25 protein-coding genes are annotated in these 20,870 nt (G+C 71.7%); 10 read left to right on the forward strand and 15 right to left on the reverse strand.

The features are described 5' to 3' along the window. A partial coding sequence (locus AC1DP0_RS03600; protein ID WP_478082517.1) for a M20/M25/M40 family metallo-hydrolase occupies positions 1–549 on the reverse strand: 549 nt, incomplete at its 3' end. A gap of 28 nt (positions 550–577) precedes the next feature. Between AC1DP0_RS03600 and AC1DP0_RS03605 the strand changes: the two genes are divergently transcribed. Next, positions 578–2,140, forward strand: coding sequence for an LLM class flavin-dependent oxidoreductase (locus AC1DP0_RS03605; RefSeq protein ID WP_478082518.1), 1,563 nt, complete (start codon positions 578–580; stop codon positions 2,138–2,140). Between the two features lie 9 nt (positions 2,141–2,149). Here AC1DP0_RS03605 and AC1DP0_RS03610 read toward each other — a convergent pair whose 3' ends face one another. Beyond that, positions 2,150–2,710 carry a type 1 glutamine amidotransferase domain-containing protein gene (locus AC1DP0_RS03610; protein ID WP_478082519.1) on the reverse strand — a complete coding sequence of 187 codons (561 nt, stop codon included), beginning with the start codon at positions 2,708–2,710 and terminating at the stop codon, positions 2,150–2,152. A 193-nt stretch (positions 2,711–2,903) separates the two neighbouring features. Between AC1DP0_RS03610 and AC1DP0_RS03615 the strand changes: the two genes are divergently transcribed. Next, positions 2,904–3,890 (forward strand): LLM class F420-dependent oxidoreductase, encoded by a 987-nt coding sequence (locus tag AC1DP0_RS03615; protein WP_478082520.1) that lies wholly within the window; start codon positions 2,904–2,906, stop codon positions 3,888–3,890. Between the two features lie 4 nt (positions 3,891–3,894). Here the strand turns inward: AC1DP0_RS03615 and AC1DP0_RS03620 are convergent, their stop codons facing one another. Continuing rightward, entirely contained in the window at positions 3,895–4,440 is a 546-nt protein-coding gene (locus AC1DP0_RS03620) for a DUF4395 domain-containing protein (RefSeq protein WP_478082521.1), read from the reverse strand. A gap of 140 nt (positions 4,441–4,580) precedes the next feature. Here AC1DP0_RS03620 and AC1DP0_RS03625 point away from each other — a divergent pair, with 140 nt between their 5' ends. Beyond that, positions 4,581–5,378 carry a deoxyribonuclease IV gene (locus tag AC1DP0_RS03625; RefSeq protein ID WP_478082522.1) on the forward strand — a complete coding sequence of 266 codons (798 nt, stop codon included), beginning with the start codon at positions 4,581–4,583 and terminating at the stop codon, positions 5,376–5,378. 83 nt (positions 5,379–5,461) lie between these two features. On the opposite strand, the gene AC1DP0_RS03630 is transcribed toward AC1DP0_RS03625, so the two are convergent. Beyond that, positions 5,462–6,292 (reverse strand): DUF4118 domain-containing protein, encoded by an 831-nt coding sequence (locus tag AC1DP0_RS03630; protein ID WP_478082523.1) that lies wholly within the window; start codon positions 6,290–6,292, stop codon positions 5,462–5,464. Positions 6,293–6,439: 147 nt separating this feature from the next. Between AC1DP0_RS03630 and AC1DP0_RS03635 the strand changes: the two genes are divergently transcribed. Both AC1DP0_RS03635 and AC1DP0_RS03640 read left to right on the forward strand, forming a co-directional pair. Next, the gene (locus AC1DP0_RS03635; protein WP_478082524.1) at positions 6,440–6,640 is read left to right on the forward strand and encodes a DUF6855 family protein; all 201 of its coding nucleotides are present in this window, start codon (positions 6,440–6,442) and stop codon (positions 6,638–6,640) included. Between the two features lie 52 nt (positions 6,641–6,692). Continuing rightward, complete coding sequence (locus tag AC1DP0_RS03640; protein ID WP_478082525.1) at positions 6,693–7,094, forward strand: DUF3224 domain-containing protein; 402 nt, start codon at positions 6,693–6,695, stop codon at positions 7,092–7,094. Positions 7,095–7,220: 126 nt separating this feature from the next. Here AC1DP0_RS03640 and AC1DP0_RS03645 read toward each other — a convergent pair whose 3' ends face one another. Together AC1DP0_RS03645 and AC1DP0_RS03650 are read right to left on the reverse strand one after the other, a co-directional pair. Next, a complete protein-coding gene (locus AC1DP0_RS03645; protein WP_478082526.1) occupies positions 7,221–8,090 on the reverse strand; it encodes an ABC transporter permease in 870 nt (289 codons plus the stop codon). Beyond that, positions 8,087–9,127, reverse strand: a complete 1,041-nt coding sequence (locus tag AC1DP0_RS03650; protein ID WP_478082527.1) for an ATP-binding cassette domain-containing protein — start codon at positions 9,125–9,127, stop codon at positions 8,087–8,089. Before AC1DP0_RS03650 ends, AC1DP0_RS03645 begins: the two co-directional genes overlap by 4 nt. 248 nt (positions 9,128–9,375) lie before the next feature. Here AC1DP0_RS03650 and AC1DP0_RS03655 point away from each other — a divergent pair, with 248 nt between their 5' ends. Beyond that, the gene (locus AC1DP0_RS03655) at positions 9,376–9,783 is read left to right on the forward strand and encodes a helix-turn-helix domain-containing protein (RefSeq protein ID WP_478082528.1); all 408 of its coding nucleotides are present in this window, start codon (positions 9,376–9,378) and stop codon (positions 9,781–9,783) included. Positions 9,784–9,802: 19 nt separating this feature from the next. Here AC1DP0_RS03655 and AC1DP0_RS03660 read toward each other — a convergent pair whose 3' ends face one another. Genes AC1DP0_RS03660 through AC1DP0_RS03670 form a run of 3 tightly spaced genes read right to left on the reverse strand, consistent with a single transcriptional unit; the run spans position 9,803 to position 12,212 of the window. Then, on the reverse strand, positions 9,803–10,414 hold the full coding sequence (locus AC1DP0_RS03660) for a ClpP family protease (RefSeq protein WP_478082529.1): 612 nt from the start codon (positions 10,412–10,414) through the stop codon (positions 9,803–9,805). Further along, positions 10,411–11,019, reverse strand: coding sequence for an ATP-dependent Clp protease proteolytic subunit (locus AC1DP0_RS03665; protein WP_478082530.1), 609 nt, complete (start codon positions 11,017–11,019; stop codon positions 10,411–10,413). The genes AC1DP0_RS03660 and AC1DP0_RS03665 overlap by 4 nt, the downstream gene beginning before the upstream one ends. Continuing rightward, positions 11,016–12,212, reverse strand: coding sequence for a glycosyltransferase 87 family protein (locus tag AC1DP0_RS03670; RefSeq protein ID WP_478082531.1), 1,197 nt, complete (start codon positions 12,210–12,212; stop codon positions 11,016–11,018). Before AC1DP0_RS03670 ends, AC1DP0_RS03665 begins: the two co-directional genes overlap by 4 nt. A 53-nt stretch (positions 12,213–12,265) precedes the next feature. Between AC1DP0_RS03670 and AC1DP0_RS03675 the strand changes: the two genes are divergently transcribed. Both AC1DP0_RS03675 and AC1DP0_RS03680 read left to right on the forward strand, forming a co-directional pair. Then, positions 12,266–13,912: an FAD-binding dehydrogenase gene (locus AC1DP0_RS03675; RefSeq protein WP_478082532.1), complete on the forward strand. Its 1,647-nt coding sequence runs from the start codon at positions 12,266–12,268 to the stop codon at positions 13,910–13,912. Positions 13,913–14,067: 155 nt separating this feature from the next. Continuing rightward, positions 14,068–14,439: a hypothetical protein gene (locus AC1DP0_RS03680; protein ID WP_478082533.1), complete on the forward strand. Its 372-nt coding sequence runs from the start codon at positions 14,068–14,070 to the stop codon at positions 14,437–14,439. 15 nt (positions 14,440–14,454) lie between these two features. Here the strand turns inward: AC1DP0_RS03680 and AC1DP0_RS03685 are convergent, their stop codons facing one another. From AC1DP0_RS03685 to AC1DP0_RS03710, 6 genes are all read right to left on the reverse strand, one after another. Next, positions 14,455–15,537, reverse strand: coding sequence for a DNA polymerase IV (locus tag AC1DP0_RS03685; RefSeq protein WP_478082534.1), 1,083 nt, complete (start codon positions 15,535–15,537; stop codon positions 14,455–14,457). Further along, positions 15,534–15,815 (reverse strand): hypothetical protein, encoded by a 282-nt coding sequence (locus tag AC1DP0_RS03690; RefSeq protein ID WP_478082535.1) that lies wholly within the window; start codon positions 15,813–15,815, stop codon positions 15,534–15,536. The genes AC1DP0_RS03685 and AC1DP0_RS03690 overlap by 4 nt, the downstream gene beginning before the upstream one ends. Before the next feature lie 16 nt (positions 15,816–15,831). Then, a complete protein-coding gene (locus AC1DP0_RS03695; protein ID WP_478082536.1) occupies positions 15,832–16,914 on the reverse strand; it encodes a hypothetical protein in 1,083 nt (360 codons plus the stop codon). Between the two features lie 117 nt (positions 16,915–17,031). Beyond that, a complete protein-coding gene (locus tag AC1DP0_RS03700) occupies positions 17,032–19,170 on the reverse strand; it encodes a penicillin acylase family protein (protein WP_478082537.1) in 2,139 nt (712 codons plus the stop codon). Next, positions 19,167–19,577, reverse strand: a complete 411-nt coding sequence (locus AC1DP0_RS03705; protein ID WP_478082538.1) for a TIGR03618 family F420-dependent PPOX class oxidoreductase — start codon at positions 19,575–19,577, stop codon at positions 19,167–19,169. Before AC1DP0_RS03705 ends, AC1DP0_RS03700 begins: the two co-directional genes overlap by 4 nt. Before the next feature lie 56 nt (positions 19,578–19,633). Next, the gene (locus AC1DP0_RS03710; RefSeq protein ID WP_478082539.1) at positions 19,634–20,083 is read right to left on the reverse strand and encodes a hypothetical protein; all 450 of its coding nucleotides are present in this window, start codon (positions 20,081–20,083) and stop codon (positions 19,634–19,636) included. 82 nt (positions 20,084–20,165) lie between these two features. Here AC1DP0_RS03710 and AC1DP0_RS03715 point away from each other — a divergent pair, with 82 nt between their 5' ends. After that, positions 20,166–20,561: a DUF2237 family protein gene (locus AC1DP0_RS03715; protein WP_478082540.1), complete on the forward strand. Its 396-nt coding sequence runs from the start codon at positions 20,166–20,168 to the stop codon at positions 20,559–20,561. A gap of 90 nt (positions 20,562–20,651) precedes the next feature. Continuing rightward, positions 20,652–20,861 carry a hypothetical protein gene (locus AC1DP0_RS03720; RefSeq protein ID WP_478082541.1) on the forward strand — a complete coding sequence of 70 codons (210 nt, stop codon included), beginning with the start codon at positions 20,652–20,654 and terminating at the stop codon, positions 20,859–20,861. The last annotated feature ends 9 nt before the right edge of the window (positions 20,862–20,870 follow it).

The following is a 20,870-nucleotide window of genomic DNA, read 5'->3' on the forward strand; positions in this document are numbered from 1 at the left end:
CGGCAGCGCCCCCTGCACGACGGCGCCGCCCTCGTCGAGGACGAACCACGGCTCGACGCCGCGCTCGCGCAGGATCGCGACCGCATCCTTGGCAGCCCGGCCCGACACCTCCTCGTTGCAGCCGAACGACAGCCACACGTCCCGCCCCGGCGTCACGCCGTCCTCGATGAGGTCCTCGACGGCCTGGGACGTCGCCACGAGCGAGCCCTTGCAGTCGAGCGCCCCACGGCCCCAGACGTGCCCGTCGGCGAGGTCACCCCCGAACGGAGGGTGCGTCCACGCCGACACGTCGCCGACCGGCACGACGTCGAGGTGCGCCATGAGCACGACCGGTGCCTCACGCGTACGGCCCGGCCAGCGCACGAGCAGCGCGTCGCCGCTGATGCGCTCCACCTCACACGTCGCGTGGAGGCGGGGGAAGCGCTCGCGCAGCTCGGTCAGGAGAGCGTCGAAGACCGCGCGGTCCTCCTTGGCCGGGTCCCAGTCGGAGACGGTCGGGATGCGGATGAGCGCTCGCAGCGCCTCGACGGCAGCGTCGTCCCCGTTCATGAGCGGGAGCGTATGCCACCCTGACCGCATGGACTACGGGCACGAGCTGGAGTTCGGGGTGTTTGCGAGCCCGGAGGCGTCGCGGGTGCACGAGACCCTCGAGCTGGCCCAGCTGGCCGACGTCCTGGGTCTCGACCTCTTCACGGTGCAGGACCACCCCTACAACGCGAAGCACCTCGACACCTCGACGCTGCTCACGGCCGTGGCCGCCCGCACGAGCGCGATCCGGGTGGCCCCCAACGTCGCCAACCTCCCGCTGCGGCCGCCGGTCGGGCTGGCGAAGCAGGTCGCGACGCTCGACCTCGTGAGCGGCGGCCGGGCCGAGCTCGGTCTCGGCACGGGCGCCTTCTGGGACGCGATCGTGGCCGCCGGCGGCGAACGCCGCACGCCCAAGGAGGCCGTCGACGCGCTCGTCGAGGCGATCCGCGTCATCCGCGGCGCGTGGGGCCAGGACCCCGAGCACCCAGGCGCCCGGTCGGTCACCGTGCAGGGCGAGCACTACTCCGTCGCAGGCATGCACGCCGGCCCGTTCCCCGTGCATCCGGTCGGCATCTGGCTCGGCGCCTACCGGCCGCGGATGCTCCGCGTCACCGGCCGGCTCGCCGACGGGTGGCTGCTGAGCCTGGGCTACGCCGACCCGGACGCGCTCGGCCGCATGAACGCCGTCATCGACGAGGCCGCCCAGGACGCCGGCCGAGGACCCCAGGCGATCCGGCGCATGTACAACGTCTTCGGGTCGTTCGGCACCGGCGGCGGCTTCCTGCGCGGCACGGCCGACGACTGGGCCGAGCAGCTCGCCGGGCTGACCCTTGCCGACGGGATGARCACCTACGTCCTCGGGACCGACGACCCGGCCGTCCTGCGCCGGTATGCCGCTGAGGTCGCTCCCGCCGTGCGTGACCTCGTCGAGGCCGAACGGGCCCGTCGTGCAAGCGGTTCGGAGCCGATGCCCTCTTCCGGGCCCCGGACGGGGTCAGCGCTCACTGTCCGCGCGACGCCCGAGGACGGGGTCCGGCTCAGCGCGACGCTCCCCTGGCGCGAGGACGACCGCCCGGTGACCACGAAGGCCGACGACGCGGCATACACCCCGGCCCAGCAGGCCGTGCCCCAGCACCTCGTCGACGTGCACGACCACCTTCGCGGCGAGCTCACGCAGCTGCGCGACATCGTCGGCCAGGTGCGGCGCGGGGCGATGTCGACGGGTGCAGCGCGCTCGGTGATCAACACGATGGCCCTGCGGCAGAACAACTGGACCCTCGGTGCGTACTGCGAGACCTACTGCCGCCTCGTCACGGGGCACCACACCCTCGAGGACCGGAGCATCTTCGTCCACCTGCGCGGCGCCCAACCCGACCTCGGGCCGGTCATCGACCGGCTCGAGCAGGAGCACCACGTCATCGCCGACGTGCTCGAGCAGGTCGACGACGCCCTCGTCGGGCTCGTCGGGACCGACGCGTACGGCCGCTCGGGGCAGGAGGCGCTCGAGGAGATCCAGCGCGCCCTGGACCTGCTCACCGACACGCTCCTGTCGCACCTCGCCTACGAGGAGCGCGAGCTGCTCCATCCCCTCGCGCGCCACGGGTTCGGCTGAGGCGGCCCGTCAGGCGGACGGTGCCGCAGTGGCAGCCGCAGAGCCGTGCTCGAGCGCCTCGACGACGGCGCCGCAGAAGTCGGGCAGGTCGTCGGGGTTACGGCTCGTGATGAGGTTGCCGTCCACGACGAGCGACTCGTCGACCCACTCACCGCCCGCATTGCGGATGTCGGTCTGCAGGCTCGGCCACGACGCGAGGCGACGGCCCTTCAGGACGTCGGCCTCGATGAGCGTCCAGGGCGCGTGACAGATCGCCGCGACCGGACGACCGGACGCGACGAAGTCGCGCACGAGGGCGACCGCGCCCTCGTGGGTGCGCAGGTTGTCGGGGTTGGCGACGCCACCCGGCAGCACGAGGGCGTCGAAGTCCTCGACCTTCGCGTCGGCGACGGTCACGTCGACGGGCTTCGTGTCGCCCTTGTCGAGGTGGTTGAACATCTGGACCTCGCCGGCCTCCGGGCTGACGACGACGGCCTCGTGCCCCGCGTCGGTGACGGCCTTCCACGGCTCAGTCAGCTCGACCTGCTCGATGCCCTCGCTCGCGACGAGAAATGCGACTCGCTTGGCCATGGGGCCCTCCTCTGGTCGCCCCGCTCAGGGGGCGCTCGTTGGTGTTCTGCGTCTCGGGTGGCGTGGAGCGCCACCCTCGGCTCCTACCCACCCTGTCTGCCCTTGTCACCCGACGTCGTCCGTCCACACCCTCGTCCACAACTGTGGACAGACCCTGTACATGCAAGTGTCCGCGAATGGGTACGAGCCGTTCGTGACGAACTTCGGATACACCCTGATGACCGAGCAGAGCGGCCCCAAGGACCTCGTGAGGTGGGCCGTGCGCGCCGAGCAGGCCGGCTTCGACTTCGAGGTATCGAGCGACCACTACTCGCCCTGGCTGACCGAGCAGGGCCACGCCCCGTATGCGTGGTCGGTGCTCGGCGCCGTCGCGCAGGCCACCGACCGGGTCGAGCTCATGACCTACGTGACGTGCCCGACGATGCGCTACCACCCGGCCGTCATCGCCCAGAAGGCCGCCACGGTGCAGCTGCTCGCCGACGGCCGCTTCACCCTCGGGCTCGGCAGCGGCGAGAGCCTCAACGAGCACGTCGTCGGCGAGGGCTGGCCGGGCGTGGTGACGCGGCAGGACATGCTCGTCGAGGCCATCGAGATCATCCGCAAGCTCCACTCGGGTGAGCTCGTGACGCACCATGGCGACTACTTCGACGTCGACTCCGCCAGGGTCTGGGACCTGCCCGACATCCTCGTGCCCGTGGCTGTCGCGGTGAGCGGGGACATGTCGATCGAGCGGCTCGCCCCGCTGGCCGACCACATGATCGCCGTCCAGCCCGAGGCCGAGCTCGTCGACACGTGGAACCGGACCGAGGGTGCCGAGCGCATCGGCACCGGGGCCCGCGCCATCGGGCAGATCCCGATCTGCTGGGACCCGGACGAGGAGGCCGCGGTCGCCCGCGCCCACGAGCAGTTCCGCTGGTTCGGCGGCGGCTGGGCCGTCAACGCCGACCTGCCGACACCGGCGGGCTTCGCCGGGGCGACGCAGTTCGTGCGCCCCGAGGACGTGGCCGAGTCGATCCCGTGCGGCCCCGACCTCGACAAGATCGTGGAGTCCGTGAGCGCCTACTGGGAGGCCGGCTTCACCGACATCGCCCTCGTGCAGGTCGGTGGGGACGCCCAGGAGCGCTTTCTCGACGAGGCCGCCGGCCCGCTCCTGGAGAAGCTGCGGTCGGCCGCGGGCTGAGGCGTCAGACCGTCAGGCCACCCTGACGGTCGGCGCGCTCGGCCCGCAGGCGCTCGCGGCGCTTGGTGATATCGGCACACTCGAGGCAGACCTCCTCCGGGATGAGGCCGAGTCGCATCAAGCCGGAGAAGAGGACGCAGCCGACGCAGATACCGAGGACGGAYTCGAGCGCGGGGAAGACCACCATGACGACGCCGATGGCGACGACGCCGACGATCGCACCGGACGCTCCGGTCAGGAGGGCGAAGGCCCAGAGCGCGGTCGCGGCGACCGTCATGACGGCGCCGATGGTCGCCGCGAACCGCTTGGGCGGGCCGGCCGTCGGTCGCTTGGCCGCGGAGACGGCGGGCCGGATCCACCGCTGCACGAACCGGGCGACCGGGCTGGCCGAGGGTCCGAGCGCAGCCCGCAGCGTGAAGTCGACGGCGAGGACGGCATAGAGCCACCACGCCGACGTGGCCAGGGCGATGACGCCGATGACGAGGACGACGGCGGCGATGAGCCGGACGGTCACGTCGTCGACCACGGCGGGGAAGCGCGAGGAACTCATCTTCACATTATTGACTGCATAAGAGTTGCTTATGCAACTCAATCGTCATCCGGACCCCGGCAGGCGCCGGCGGGCGACGGCGGGCCAGGTCGGGACCGCCGCGCAGGATCGGTGTCGGCCCCGCGGCATACGCTGACGCCATGGCCCTACACATCGGTGCGCACGTCGACCAGGAGGACCCGATCGCGGAGGCGACGGCGCGGGGAGCGTCGCTCTCGCAGATCTTCCTCGGCGACCCGCAGAGCTACAAGGGCCCCGTCATCCGGTACGCCGGAGGCGCCGAGGCGCTCAAGGCGGACGCCGCGGCGGCAGGCGTCGACCTCTACGTCCACGCGCCCTACCCGATCAACGTCGCGAGCCTCAACAACCGCATCCGCATCCCCGGGCGCAAGCTGCTCCAGCAGCACCTGACGGCCGCCGGCGAGATCGGCGCCAAGGGCGTCATCGTCCACGGTGGCCACCTCGGAGTCGACGAGGACGCGGCGAAGGGCTTCGACAACTGGCGCAAGTGCATCGACGGGCTCGACCTGCCCGTGCCGCTGCTCATCGAGAACACCGCGGGCGGTGACAACGCCATGGCGCGCCGGCTCGAGGCCATCGCCCGGCTCTGGGACGCCATCGGCCAGGCCTCCGGCAGCGACAACGTCGGCTTCTGCCTCGACACGTGTCACGCGCACGCCGGTGGCAACGACCTCGGCACGGTGGTCGACGAGGTGCGTGCCATCACCGGGCGCATCGACCTCGTGCACGCCAACGACTCCCGTGACGAGTTCGACTCCGGCGCCGACCGGCACACGAACTTCGGCTCCGGACTCATCGCCGGCGAGGCGCTGGCCCAGGTCATCCGCGCGGCCGGAGCGCCCGTCGTCTGTGAGACACCGGGCGGACTCGAAGGCCAGACGGCCGACATCGCGTGGCTGCGGTCGCAGGTCGACTGACCTCGTCCGCCTCCTACCTCACGTCAGGATCTCCTGACCGACCCTTGACCCATGGGGCCCCATCGCGCTCCGTGGCCCGTAGGTTACTCATGGGTTGCGTCCGGGTCGTCGACGATGCCGGTCCCGTGCGCCCCCCTGCGTGCGCCACGTGCCTCCACCTCCTCCTCGGTGGCGGGGCGCGGCGCTCGTGCGTCGGCCATCCGGTCGGCGAGGAGCGCCGCGACGCGCAGCTGTTCAGCGGTCGGCCGCACGACGTGCGTCGAGGCCGTCACGCGGAAGTGGCCGACGACCTGCGTGCCCCGCCGGACGACGACGGCCGCGTAGCCGTCGGTGGGCAGGCCCACCCGCTCCACCTGCAGCTGTCGTCCGCCCGTCGTGACGCGACCGTCCGCGTCGACGACAGCGTCGTTCCACCGCGGATGGCCGGGGTCCCACGTGCACCGGTCGGCGCCGAGCACCGTGGTGATCGCGGTCGCGATGGCTGCGGCCCGGGCGTCCTCCGTCGTGTCGGCGGGGAGGTCGAGCAGGTGCGTGAGACCTGAGATGTAGCCCTCCCGGCGCTGGGCCGCAGCCTGCTGCCGCCGACCCCACAGCGCGATCTCCGTCACGGCGAGCCCGACGACCACGAGCGCGACGGCGAGCTCGAGGTCGGCCCGGTGGTGGATCGAGAGCGAGTAGAACGGCTCGGTGAGGAAGAAGTCGAAGCTGCCAGCGGCAGCGAGGGCCGCGAGCACGCCTGCGACGCGGTCGCCCGTGGCGGCGGCTGCGACGACAGGCAGCACGAGCACCATCGCGGCGGTGCTCGGGTCCATCGCGTCGCGGAGGAGACCGAGGACTGCGCCCACGACGATCGGCAGGAGCAGGGCGCCCCACCGCGTCAGGGTGCGGTGCGCAGCCGGCCAGTCGCTGGTCATGACTCCACGCAACACCCGGCGACGCGGGAACGTCAGCCCTTGGAGACATCCTGATGCGATCTTGACGCCGTCCTGACGCGGCGGGAGCACAAAGGGTGGGACGACGCGCACGAAGGACGACGCCCGTGACCGGGACGGGAAGGGTCGATGACCCGTGGGTGCTGCGAACGCCCCCGGGCACGTCGGAATACACGTGGCTGCGCGAGCGGGGCGACTGGGTGCCGCTCGGGGCGCGACGAGCAGAAGCCGGCCAAGGACGGCACGGTCGAGGCGTGGGCTCGGTCCGAGTCCAACCCGCTCACGGAGCGCGAGCACCAGCCGCGCAACAACGGCATGCGCGCCCGCTGACGCGTCGGGAACGTTCTATCCCAACGACATCCACTTGGATAGCGTCAGGCTCATGCTGAGCACCTCGACCTTCACGACGTCCGACTTCGACGTCACCGACTACGTCCCCGACGTGACGACGGCGCTGCCCACGGGGCACCTGCGCATGCGCAAGACGTATGTCGGGGATGTCGCTGGGCGCAGCGTCACCCAGTTCACGTCCGCCTACGACCAGACGACGGGCATCGGTACGTACGTCGCAGTGGAGTCCTTCGAGGGCACGGTCGCCGGGCGACGCGGCACCTTCAACTTCGTGCACGCAGCCTCGACCAGCGGCACGGACCGCGCCAACGAGTACGGCCTCATCGTGCCGGGCAGTGGCACCCAGGAGCTGACCGGCATCGAGGGGACCGTGCGCCTTCACGTGGACGAGGACGGCACCTACCGAATGGACTTCGACCACAACCTCGGGTGAGGTCATCACGGGCAACAACACTCATCGACCCCCGGTCACCGTCGTGCCCCAGGACCCGGCTGCGATGGGCAGAAGGCCGCCCAGCAGCTCTTCGCACGCCTGCTGGTCGATCAGTCGCCCAGTCGGTCAGTCGGTGGTGCGGCGGACGAAGGCGCGGACCGCGAGCGGTGCCACGGCGGCCGTGATGAGCACCGACCAGATCACCGTGGTGAGGACGGGGTGCTGGAGCGGGAGGGCGGCGTCGGCCGGTGCGGGCGGGACGTTGCCCCACAGCTCACGCATCGCCTGGACGAGCGAGCTGATCGGGTTCCACTCCGCGATGGTGCGCAGCCACGGCACCATCCCCTCGGTCGGCGCGAAGGTGTTGGCGAGGAACGTCAACGGGAAGATCGCCGTGAACATCAGGCCGTTGACCGCCTCCGTCGAGCGCATCGAGGACCCGACGAGGACGCCGACCCAGATCATCGCGAAGCCGAAGAGCAGCAGCAGACCGAAGGCCAGCAGGGCCGGGCCGACGCCGCCGCGGATGCGCCAGCCGATGGCGAGGCCGGTGACCGACATGACGAAGATGCCGATGCTCGAGTGGATGAGGCTGTAGAGGCTGCGCCCGACCAGCACCGACGACCGGGCGACGGGCAGGGACCTGAAGCGGTCGATGATGCCCTTGCCGAGGTCCATGTTGAGGCCGATGGCGACGATGAACGAGGCGAAGGCCATCGTCTGGGCCATGATTCCCGGCAGCAGCCACTCGCGGTAGGACCCGCTGTCGGTCTGGATCGACCCGCCGAACACGAAGGCGAAGAGGAGCACGAACATCACCGGCTGGATGGTGACGTCCGTCAGCATCTCGGGCTGGCGCTTGATGTGCTTGAGATTGCGCCACACCATCATCGCGATCTGCCGGGCGCGGCCGGGCGGCTCGTAGTCGTGCGGCGCGGTGCGCGCGCTCGTGCGGGCCGTGCCGGTGGTGGAATTGGTGACGGTCCTGTCGGTCATCGGGACTCCTCGGCGGAGGTGGAGCTGGTGTCGGGGAACTCGCCGGAGCCGGGAGCGTCCGGCTCGGCGCGGTGGCCGGTGAGGCTGAGGAAGACGTCGTCGAGGCTCGGACGCTGGAGGCCGAGGTCGTCGAGGACGATCTCGCTGCGCTCGAAGACCGCGGCGACCCTGGTCATGTCGCGCAGCCCCTCGGCGGGGGCCGTGAGGCGCCGCGCCGGGATGTCGACGTGGACGCCCTCGACGTGGGCGGAGAGCAGGGCGCGGGCGGCCTCGACCTGGTCGGCGTGCGAGACCGTGAGGACGATGGCGGCCTGGCCCGACTGGTCCTTGAGCTCGAGCGGCGTGCCCTCGGCGATGATGCGGCCGTGGTCGATGACGACGATCCGGTCGGCGAGCTGGTCGGCCTCCTCGAGATACTGCGTCGTGAGCAGCAGCGTGGTGCCGTCGCGGACGAGGCCGCGCAGCACGTCCCAGAGCTCGACGCGGCTGCGCGGGTCGAGGCCCGTGGTCGGCTCGTCGAGGAACAGCACGGGCGGTGTCGCGATGAGGCTGACCGCGAGGTCGAGCCGGCGACGCATGCCGCCGCTGTAGTCCTTGACGACCTTGTTGCCGGCCTCGGTGAGCGAGAAGCGCTCGAGCAGCTCGTCGGACAGGCGGCGCACCTCTCCCTTGGGCAGGCCGTAGAGCGAGCCCATGAGGCGGAGGTTCTCCCGGCCGGTGAGCAGCTCGTCGACGGTCGCGGCCTGGCCCGTCAGGCCCATGCTGCGGCGCACCAGCTCGGGCTCGCGGACGACGTCGTGACCGGCGACCCGGGCGGCCCCGCTCGTCGGGCGGCTCAGGGTCGTCATCATGCGGACGGTGGTGGTCTTGCCGGCGCCGTTGGGGCCGAGCAGACCGAGGACCGTGCCCTGCGGCACCGAGAAGCTGACGTCGTCGACGGCGGTCAGGTCGGCGAAGCGTTTGACGAGGTGCTCGGCCTCGATGGCCGGTCCCGAGGACCGTTCGCGCACGTCGCGCGTGCCGGTGGTGATGGTCATGTGAGGGCTCCCCGGAGACTCGTTCGTGCGGTGTGAGGTGTGAGCTGCGGCGTATGACGACGGTAGACGTCACTCCTGACAGCGTCGACGCCGAAGTGAACGCCGTCAACATCTTTCCGCTCAACCGCTCGCCCGGCGCGGGCGGCCCCGCGAGTTCGCCCACGGCGTACGTGCTCGAAGGCCCACCCGAGCACCATCCGGGMGCTCCCGTGCGACGCTGGACGCACGCACCCAGATCGGAGACGGCCATGACCCAGATCGCCCCGCGCCCGCGCCCCGGCGTCCACACCCCGCTGCTGCGGGAGGTCTACGGTCGGCTCCTGCGCGGGCTGCGCACCCGACAGGGCCGCACGCTCGCCGAGGTCGCCGCCCGCGCCGGCATCTCGGTGGCCTACCTCTCCGAGGTCGAGCGCGGCCTCAAGGAGCCCTCGTCCGAGGTGCTCGAGGCGGTGTGCGTCGCGCTCGGGTCGAGCATCACCGGGCTCGTGGGAGCGGCCCACCGGGAGCTGCGCGACCTCGCCGGCGACGCCCCGACCGCAGGACGTGTCCTCGACCTCACGTCTCGCGTCGGGTCGAGCATCGCGTCCCCTGCGGAGGCGGCCGCGTCCACCGGGCTGCTGGCCGACGCGACGGGAGCGGTGCTGCTCGCCGCGTGACGATCGACGGGGGCCCCGGTCATTCCCTGTCGAGGCGGACCTCCGTCGCGCGCGCGACGACGTGGTCGACGACGCCGAACTCCACGGCCTGCGCGGCCGTGAGCACCTTGTCGCGGTCGGTGTCGAGTCGCAGCTGCGCGACCGAGCGCCCGGTGTGCTGGCTCAGCACCTCCTCGACCTGCGCACGCACGCGCAGCAGCTCGTCCGCCTGCAGGGCGAGGTCGCTGACCGTCCCCTGYCCACCCGCGGACGGCTGGTGGAGCAGCACCCGGGAGTGCCGCAGGGCGAAGCGCCGCCCGGGCTCCCCCGCCGCGAGGAGCACCGCTGCGGCCGATGCCGCCTGTCCGAGGCAGTAGGTCGCGACGGGCGAGGGCACGAACTGCATCGTGTCGTAGACGGCCATGAGCGCCGTGAACGAGCCTCCCGGGCTGTTGACGTAGAGCGAGACCTCCCGGTCCGGGGCGACATCGGCGAGGTGGAGCAGCTGGGCCATGACGACGTTGGCGACCCCGTCGTCGATCTCGGTGCCCACGAAGATGATCCGCTCCTGCAGCAGCCGGCTGTAGATGTCGAAGCTGCGCTCCCCGGCCGGGGTGCGCTCGACGACGTAGGGGACCGTGTAGCTGCTCATCTCAGTCCCACCTTCCGCTCGACACCGACCGGGCGCACGTCGGTCAGCGTGCTGACGACGTGGTCGACGATCCCGTATGCCGCCGCCTCCTCCGCACTGAACCAGCGGTCACGCTCGCTGTCGTGGGTGATCTGCTCGACGGTCTGGCCGGTGTGCTGCGCCTGCAGCTCGTTGACCCGGCGCTTGACCGCCTTGAGGTTCGCCGCCTGGACCTCGACGTCGGCCGCGGTGCCCTGGATGCCGGCGGACGGCTGGTGCATCATGATCCGCGCGTTCGGCAGGGCGAAGCGCTTCCCGGGCGCGCCCGCGCCGAGCAGGAACTGGCCCATCGAGGCCGCGAATCCCACTGCGAGAGTGGAGACGTCGTTGGGGATGACGCGCATCGTGTCGTAGATGGCGAGACCGGCGGTGACGGAGCCGCCGGGGCTGTTGACGTAGAGGCTGATGTCGGAGCGCGGGTCGCGAGCCGAGAGCAGGAGGAGCTGGGCCGTGATCCGGTTGGCGATCGGGTCCTCGACCTCCGCCCCGAGGACGATGATCCGCTGGTGGAGCAGCTGCATCGACAGCTGGTCGTCGAGCGCGGCTGTGATGGGTGAGTCGGTCATCCACCCAGCGTGGGCTCGTCTGACCGTGCCGGGAATCCCACTCTGCCACCGGCAGATTCGCCGACAGCGTATGAGGCGAGGGCGACCGCCGCCCAGACGGAGAGAACAAGGGCAGCGAGGAGGTAGGCGTTGCCGACGAGGTGCTCCGACGGACCCCAGTCGTACTCGCGACCGTGACCCCAGGGGGGCCACAGCACGGGGCGGGCCACGAAGACCGCGGCCCATGCGACGGACCCCCATCGGCCCCGCTCCCATAGCGCCAGGGCGATCGGCACAGCCCACACCCAGTGGTGCGACCACGAGATCGGCGACGCGACCAGCATGGCCACCGCCGCCAGGCACGTCCCGAGCACGCGGTCGCCGCGGCGCCACCACCGTCCGCCGACGAGCAGGATCGCGACACTGAGGGGCACGGCGACCGCGAGCCACAGCAGGGTGGGCGGCCGGCCGTCGAGCAGCCGGGTGAGTGCGCCGTACACCGACTGGTTGTGAGCCAGTGCCGGCGGCCCGATCCGGCCCGCATCGACGAGGCCAACGGTCCAGTACGTCGTGGCCCAGCCCGGTGCCGCGAGGAAACCGACCACGACCGTGGCGGCAAAGGCCAGGACCGCTCGCCGGCCGGCCGCACGAGGCCCGACCACCAGGAGCAGCACGACGAGGACGAGGGGCGTCAGCTTGACCCCTGCCGCGAGGCCGAGCAGCACGCCGGACCAGCGCCGGTCCGGCTGGAGCAGGTCGACCAGCACCGCCAGCATGACGAACAGGTTGACCTGCCCGAACGCGAAGTTCTGCCACACCGGCTCCAGGGCCAGGGCGCCTCCGGCGAGGCAGGCCGCCAGCCACCCCGGGGTGGGCCGGTCCACGGCACGACGCACGAGCAGGACGACCGCCGCGAGCGCACCCATCGACGCCCCGGTCCACACCGCGGCGGCGAGCCACGCCGGGAGCAGGGCCAGCGGCACCATGACGACCGCGGCGAACGGCGGGTAGGTGAACGTCAGCCCGGTCGTCGGGTCCCTGGGCATGATGGCCGGCAGCCCCTCGAGCACCGTTCGACCCGCGTGCTGATACACGGACAGGTCGGTGAAGCCGCCGTGCAGACCGCCTGCGACGAGCGCGGCGACGACCACGGCCGCGACCGGCGCGGGGCCGTCCCACAGCCGGGACCACCTCACCGGAGCACGAGCCAGCACCTTCAAATCGTACGCAGCCACCGGGTGTCGAGCGGGATGACATGATCTGGCCCATGGAAGCCGACGTCGTCGTCGTGGGAGCCGGTCTGGCCGGACTCGTCGCCACCGCTGAGCTCGCCGACCGCGGGAAGCGGGTCGTGCTCGTCGACCAGGAGGGCGAGCAGTCGCTCGGCGGTCAGGCCTTCTGGAGCTTCGGCGGGCTCTTCCTCGTCGACAGCCCGGAGCAGCGCCGGATGGGCATCAAGGACAGCCTCGAGCTCGCGACACAGGACTGGATGGGTTCGGCCCAGTTCGACCGGGACGAGGACTTCTGGCCACGCAAGTGGGCCGAGGCCTACCTCCACTTCGCCGCCGGCGAGAAGCGCGCGTGGCTGCACGAGCAGGGCCACCGGCTCTTCCCCGTCGTCGGCTGGGCCGAGCGGGGCGACGGGCGCGCCGACGGGCACGGCAACTCGGTGCCGCGCTTCCACATCACCTGGGGCACGGGCCCCGGGCTCGTGGAGCCGTTCGTGCGACGGGTTCGCGCCGCAGTGGCGAGCGGTCGCGTCACCTTCGCCTTCCGCCACCGCGTCGACGAGCTCGTCCTGACCGTGGGCACCGTGACAGGCGTACGTGGTCGCGTCCTGGCGCGCGACGACGTCGACCGCGGCCGGGCGAGCAGCCGCKAGGAGGTGGGCGACTTCGAGATCATGGCCCAGGCCGTCGTCGTGACGAGCGGGGGCATCGGCGGCAACCACGACCTCGTGCGCCAGGCCTGGCCGGAGCGGCTCGGCGCGCCACCGGACCGCATGGTGGCCGGGGTGCCCGCCCACGTCGACGGCCGGATGCTCGGCATCACGCAGGCGGCCGGCGGTCGGGTCATCAACCCCGACCGGATGTGGCACTACACCGAGGGCCTGCGCAACTGGGACCCCGTCTGGGACAACCACGGCATCCGCATCCTGCCCGGTCCGTCATCGCTGTGGATCGACGCGCGTGGCCGTCGCTTCCCGGCGCCGTACTTCCCCGGCTTCGACACCCTCGGCACGCTCGGCCACATCACGCGCACCGGCCACGACTACTCGTGGTTCGTGCTGACCCAGCGCATCATCGAGAAGGAGTTCGCCCTGTCGGGGTCGGAGCAGAACCCCGACCTCACCGGCAAGGACGTCAAGCAGGTGCTCGGGCGCGCCCGCAAGGGAGCACCGGCTCCCGTCGAGGCCTTCAAGCGTCACGGCGAGGACTTCGTCGTGGCGGACAGCCTCGACGAGCTCGTCCGGGGCATGAACGCGCTCACCGGTGACGACCTCATCGACGTCGAGTCGCTGCGACGCACGATCGTGGCGCGCGACAACGAGATCGCCAACGACTTCACCAAGGACGCCCAGATCACCGCGGTCCGCGGGGCGCGGAACTATCGCGGTGACAGGCTGATTCGCGTGGCGAGCCCGCACAGGCTGCTCGACCGGAAGGCGGGGCCGCTCATCGCCGTCCGGCTCAACATCCTCACCCGCAAGACGCTCGGCGGTCTCGAGACCGACCTCGCCGGACGCGTGCTTGCGGTGGGCGGCGAGCCACTCCCGGGGGTGTATGCCGCGGGCGAGGTGAGCGGGTTCGGTGGCGGCGGCATGCACGGCTACAACTCGCTCGAGGGCACCTTCCTCGGGGGCTGCCTCTTCAGCGGGCGCACGGCCGGCCGGTCGGTCGCCGCTGCCCTCTGAGGCGCCCCGGCGGCGGGGAGCCGCCGGGCCGCGGCGCGCTCCACGGACACGGGCTGAGCAGCCGCGTCATTCGGGACCTTCAGCCCTGTTGGCCGTCGAGCCACCTGGGYAGTCTGGAGTGCTGAGGCCGGGGCGCCCGGCACGAGGGAGGAACCATGAAGCTCGACGAGCTGCTCAGCAAGGCGAATGACACGATCACCGTTCGGCGCGTCTACGGCGAGCCGTACGAGAAGGACGGCCTGACGGTCATCCCGGCCGCCGTCGTGACCGGCGGCGGGGGTGGTGGCTCCGGCCACGACGACAAGGGTGAGTCGGGTGAGGGCGCGGGCTTCGGCATGGCCGGACGGCCGGCGGGCGCCTTCGTCATCAAGGACGGACAGGTCATCTGGCGGCCTGCCGTCGACCCGAACCGGCTCATCGCCGTCATCGGACTCGTCGTCGCCGCCTACCTGGTGAGCCGGCCCCGGTCCTTCCGGGCCAAGGCACGTGCCGTCCGCGAGATCAGTCGCGCCCGGCGCCACCACTGACTTCGGCTGGATCCGTCAGAGGCGGCCGCGGACCGGGGTGCGCTCGACGGGGTCACCCCCGTCGGGCATGACCATCTCGGCCCGGACGCCGAGCAGACGCACCTCACGCTCCGGGTCGAGCGTCTGCACCAGGGCGACGGCGGCCTCGACGACGTCGTCGCGTTCGGTCGTGGGCGCCGGCAGCTTGCGGGCCTTGGTCACGGTGTTGAAGGGGGCGTAGCGCACCTTGAGCGTGACGCGGAAGACCGGGCGCCCCTCCTTGACGGTGTCGTCGAAGGCCTGGGAGGCGAGCTCGCGGACGGCGTCGCGCACCTCCTCCGGCGTCGTGAGGTTGCGCTGGTAGGTGGTCTCCCGGCTGTGCCCCCGCGCGACCCAGGGTGTGTCGTCGACGACGGCCGACCCGATGCCCCGACCCAGCTGGGAGTACCAGACGCCCATGCGCGGCCCGAACTCGCCGACGAGGACCGACTCGTCGGCGTCGGCGAGCTCGCGCACCGTCGTGATCCCGTGGGTGGCCAGGCGCTTGGAGACCTTGGACCCGACGCCCCACAGGTCGATGGTCGGCCGCTCGCCCATGACGTCGAACCAGTTCTCCCGGGTCAGCCGGAAGGTGCCGCGCGGCTTGCCGAAGCCCGTCGCGATCTTGGCGCGCACCTTGTTGTCACCGATGCCGACGGAGCAGTGCAGCTCGGTCGCCTCGAGCACCGCTGCCCGGACACGCTCGGCGAACGCCTCCGGGTCGTCCCCGTCGACCCCGAGGAAGGCCTCGTCCCAACCGAGCACCTCCACGACGACGCCGAGCCCGCGCAGCGTGTCCATGACGTGCTCGGACGCGTCGGTGTAGGCCGGGGCATCGACGGGGAGGATCACCGCATCGGGCACCTTGCGCGCGGCGAGCCGCAGCGGCATACCGGATCCGACGCCGAACTGACGGGCCTCGTAGCTCGCCGTGGAAACGACGGCGCGCTCGGTCGGATCACCACGGCCGCCGACGATGACCGGCCTTCCCGCGAGCTCGGGGTGACGCAGCACCTCGACGGCGGCGATGAACTGGTCGAGGTCGACGTGCAGCACCCAGGTGGCGCGACCTGCACTCATCCCGTCATTGTGCCCGGCGGGTGCGACAAGGCCTCGTGGGAGTCGACCTCGGCGTCGATCTCGGGGGCGGAACCGGCGGCGGCATCCTGCGCCCGAGCCGCCAGCATGACGCCATGGAAGAGCATGGCTGCCGCGATCGCCGTGAGGGCGAAGGCCGAGATCATGAGCGGCAGCTCCGTGTGCGAGCCGCCGATCGCGGAACGGAGCACATGCAAACCGCCGGCGATCGCCCCCACGATCGCGGCTCCGATGAACCACATGATCGTGACCGGTGTCATAGATGTACCCACGGGGTCACTGTCGCACAGGTCCGCACGGCGCGAGTGCAGCAAGAGCAGGCAGCACGACGGGCGCGACACCGCTCCTGCCGGCGCAGATCGTCGCCGGATTCGCAGGTGTGGAGCGCTTGTTCGTCTTGTCGGGCTTGGACGGCTTCTCGTGCTTCGCCGGCTTCGCCGGCTTGTCGGGCTTCGCTGTCTTGTCGGGCTTCGCTGTGTTGTCGGGCTTCGCTGTCTTGCCGGGCTTCGCTGGCTTCGCCGGCTTCTCCGGCTTCTCCGGCTTGGTCGCCGTCGCGGTCCTAGGCGGTCTGGGCTCGTGAGCTCGACCGGAGGTCGGGGTCAGCGCCTCGGGCGAGAGGGTCAGGACGCCTCCACTCGCCACCGAGCGCGAGGCCAGCGCCGACGTGTTGACCTCGGTACCGGACCGCGAAGGCGCCACCGCCGCAGGTGCCACCCTCCTCGAGGTCGAGGCGACCCGTGACGGCGGCACGGCGGCAGACGACGCCCGGGCATCGGCAAGTCGACTCGCGCTGATCGGGACCAGCGCCGTCGGGACCTCGCCCTGATGGCCGGGGCGGTCGCGCGGCATGACCGACGCCGCCATCAGGGCCACGACGGCGAGGCCGAGGAAGAGACCTGCGCCGTGCGGTCCGCCGACCCGGGAGAGCGAGATGTGACCGCTCACGAGGGCGGCACTGGCCGCCAGGAGGGTGGAGACGCCGATGACGACGAGGGCTCCCGTGACACCGCCGACGAGGCAGCTGACGACGATCAGGACGGTGAGAGCAGCGAAGCCCCGGATCGCCCCCGTCGGTGCCCGGCGGGGACCCCGAGGGTCCGCGAGCAGGTCGACCCGCACCGGCTGGCCCGACGGGTCGCTGAGGACTCTCGGGCGGGTCGGCAGCGTGAAGGAGGCGTTCTCGATAGCCGCGAATCGGTACATTTCGGACAGCACGGGATCAGTGTGGGGCATCGCGGGCCCGGCATGCACCTCGAGCTCGTCGTCACGGGCGAGTCGGGTCCCCGGCGCAGATCCGGCGGCCGCCCACAGCTGCCAGCGGTCCGCGTCCCCGTGCGTGGGCGTCTTGCTCGTCGTCACCGGACTCACCCCTCCTGCGCTGGCGCAAGGCACCTTGGCGCGAATGGTGCCCCTACGCGAGAACCATATGGCGGAACGTACGGCTTTGTCCTGCAAATGGTAAAGAGATGGCAAAATTCATTGTAAATCGCGGCAGACCTCATCGCCGAGTGCGCCCACCGGGTGCAGGTCGCCGGCGAGCCACGCCCGGGTCTGGTCGGCGAAGTGCGGGTCGCGCGCATCGCCGCTCGCACCGAACGGCACGACCCAGCGGCTCGCGTCCCGGTCGCCGAGGTCCCAGACGTAGCGCGCCACGGGGCCGCCGTAGCAGTGGTCGGTCACGCCGGGCGCGCTTGCAGCGGCGAGCACGCACCCCTTGTCCCCACCCACCGTGTCGCGCGGCACGGCAGGCGCGCCACCCGACACGTCGACCGTGCGAACGGGGTCGAGCCAGTGGCGCTCACCCCACGAGGACAGCGAATCAGCCTGGGCCGCAACGCGTTCGAGCGCCACGCGTACGCCCTCGCTGACATCGATGCCGTGGTCTCGGCCCAGTCGGGCCATCGAGTGCCAGCCGGCACCGAGTTGGGTCACGACGTCGGTCCACGCCGCGAACAGGCTCGAGTGCCCGCTCGGCTCGTGCAGCACCGCGAGGCGCGGATGCTCGGAGAACCAGTGCACGAGCGCAGTGCGCCAGGCGGCGAAGAGCGCCGCCCCCGTGCTGTCGGCGTCGCTGCGCCCGTCCCAGGCGAGCAGCGCGGACCGCACCGCCGCGGCGTCCCCCGTGACGTCTGCCGGCCCGACGAGCTCGCGCATGAGCTCGGCCTGCCCGTTGAGGGTGTCGACGTGGATGGCCGCGCAGTGGTCCACCGTGAGCCGCTCCCCTCCCTCGGAAAGCGACTCGAGGAGCGACCGGATGCGGTCGGCTCGGAACGACGTCGCGTACTCGACGCCGAGCCCGCCACCGCTGCCCCGGTCGTTCGCGCTGACCATGACCTCGGGCACGTCGCGAGCGGGCCCCCTACGGTAGCCGCGCCACTCGTGCCTCGGGTCCCAGGCAGCCACGGGGAGGAGGGCGCCGATCTCGTCGCGCTCGGGCACGCGGCCGACGACGAGGTGCCGCATGTGGCCCGCATCGTCGGCGACGAGAGCGCTGTTGACCGGCTCGACCCACCGCGCCAGCGCCGCTTCGACGTCGGCGACCGTTCGTGAGCGAAGGAGCGGCAGGAACGCGCCGAAGCCGAGGTCCTCCTCGACCTGTGTCGGGGTGCGCAGGCTGTAGGCAGCGGGGCGAGCCTGCACGTCCGCGACAGCCCGCTCCATCTCCGCCTCGAGCCCGGTGACGACCGGTCCGCGGGACGTCACGGCGACGGGCACCGTCACGCCGGCCCCGCCCCGCACGCGCAGCGTCTCGCTGGTGACGCGCACCGGCTCCCAGCCGTCGACTCCCCTGGCCTCGAACACCGGCGACCCGTCCGCGCCGGGCCCGAGGTGGCGGAGCGACTCGAGCGTCAGGTCCTGGTAGTCGGCCATGGCGTTCGTGATGCCCCACGCGACGGTGCCGGTGTGCGCGAAGTGCTGCACGCCGGGGACGCCGGGGAACGTGAAGCCGACGACGTCGAAGTCGGGGCAGGCGAGCCCGACCTGCTGGTAGCAGCCGGGCAGCTCGATGGTGCGGTGCGGGTCGCCGGCGATGAGCGGCAGCCCGCTCGCGGTGCGGGCCCCGCCGATGACCCAGGCGTTGCTGCCCGACGCCTCGACCCGGTCGACGCCCTCGGCGTTGAGCATCGCCAGGGCGTCCGCGCCGAGGCGCTCGGCGACGTGCGCGTTGAACAGCTTCGACGGGAACGTCCCGAAGAGCAGGTGGACGCCCCAGAAGATGCCGAGCGGCGTCCACGGCTCCCAGGGGCGCGGCGCCGCGGCATACGACCCGAGGTCGAGCAGCGCGACCTCAGGTGTGCCCGTGAGCCCCTCGGCGAGCGCGTCGTTGACACCGTCGACGTATGCCGTCAGCCACGTCCGCGTCTCCGCGTCCAGCCGCTCGTAGCAGCGCCGCACCGTCGGCTCGAGCAGCACCTGCCGGGCGAAGCGGTCCCACGGCAGCCCGTCGGCGCCGACGTACTCGGCGGTGCGGCCCTCCATGCGCCACCGGTGGTGCTCGATCTGCCAGGCGCGGTCGAGGGCGGTGACCCGGCCCTGCAGCCGCGCCAGCTCCAGGACGTCGTCGGCCCGCAGGTGTGGCACGCCGACGGCGTCGCGCCGCACCTCGGTCGTCACGTCGCGTCCCGCAGACGCCCCCAGCCGTGCCACCGGTCGACTTCGATGCGGGCCGTGACGCGTGGTCGGTCGCGCACGCGGTACGGCCGGCCGGTGTAGTGGGTGGCGATGCGGTCGATGTCGGCGAGCTCGGGGTCGTCGACGGTCTCGACGACGCGACCTTGGAGGCTGACGTGGGTGATCCAGTCCTCAGGGTCCATGGCGCTGAGGCTGACGCGGGGATCGGCGCGGAGCCATTCGAGGCGCTTGCGCCCGGCGTCCATGTTGACGACGATCCGGTCGTCCTCAACGACGTACCACGTCGGCACCGAGACGGGCGCCCCGTCGGGGCGCACGCAGCTGATCGTGGCGTGGTTCGGGCGCGTCAGGAAGCGAACCACCTCGGCCGGCAGCGGGGGGCGGGGCAAGGGCTCTCCTTCGACCTCAGGCTTCTCGAGTGGGTGCAGGGACCGGGACCCGCTGGTCAGTCGCCCGCGTGATGGAACCGGCCCTCGATCTCGCGCAGGAAGGCGTCGGAGATCCGAAGGTACTGCTGGAGCGTCAGGATGATCGGGGCGCCGATCTCGAGACCGAGGACACTGCGGGTCGGATCGAGAGCGATCTTGGGGTCGGCCATGACCGTACCGCCATTCTCCATGAGGGAGCGTGCAAGCAACCGGACCTCGTTCAGCGCTTCGCTGTGCCTGCCCTCAACGCCGCGCAACTGGTGGACGAAGTAGCCGTCAAGGACGATCAGCATGTTGTTGAAGTACTCGTACTCCAGGGACTCGAGTGCGCCCTCGAGTGCGGAGACGTCGGCGTCGCCGTGGTCGCGCGCCGCCTGGGCAACCTCACGGAAGACCGCGACCTGGGACTCGATCCGAGACCGACAGGCATCGATGTAGTCCTGTTCATACTCCTTCATCCCCGCCATAGCCCCAGCGTAGCGAGCGGGGGCCTGGCGGACGCTTTCGTCGAGCGCCTGCCAGCGTCCGCCCGACCACTAGGTTTGGAGCATGGCAGCGCGGGAGCGGAACGTGCTCGGCGGCGAGCTCGAGGCGTGCGGCACGGACCCCGTGACGGGCTTCTACCGCGACGGCTACTGCACGACCGGGCCCGAGGACCGAGGCAGCCACACCGTCTGTGTCGTCGTCACGGCCGAGTTCCTCGACCACCAGCGCAGCGTCGGCAACGACCTCGTCACGCCCCGTCCCGAGTGGCGCTTCCCCGGCCTGACGCCCGGCGACCGGTGGTGCGTCGTCGCCAGCCGATGGCTCGAGGCGCACCAGGACGGCGCTGCTGCGCCGGTGTTCCTCGCGGCCACGCACGCACGCGCCCTCGAGATCGTGCCGCTCCAGCTCCTGCAGTCGTATGCCGCCGACGTCCCGGACGACCCGAGCTCGCTGCTGTGAGACACCTCGAGGGCGGCTGGCGCGGCTGCGTGACCTTCGACTGCTTCGGGGCGGACAGCAGGTGTCGCAGGTGACCTTCGGCGGCCTCTCGTGGCGCGACGCCCCCCGACCGCCCCGACGATGTATGCCGTGCTGCCCGTCATGAGGCAGCTGCACGAGATGCTCGCCCACCTCCACGAGGCGCTCGCCCTGCATCCTCACGACGCCACCCGCCGCGGCCTCGCCTCCGCCCTCGAGCAGGTCGAGAGGGCACGCGCCGGCAGCCCGACGAGGTGCTGGCCGTCGACCTCGTCGACCTGAGGACCCGGG

Source organism: Terrabacter sp. P5_B1 (genome assembly GCF_056400505.1).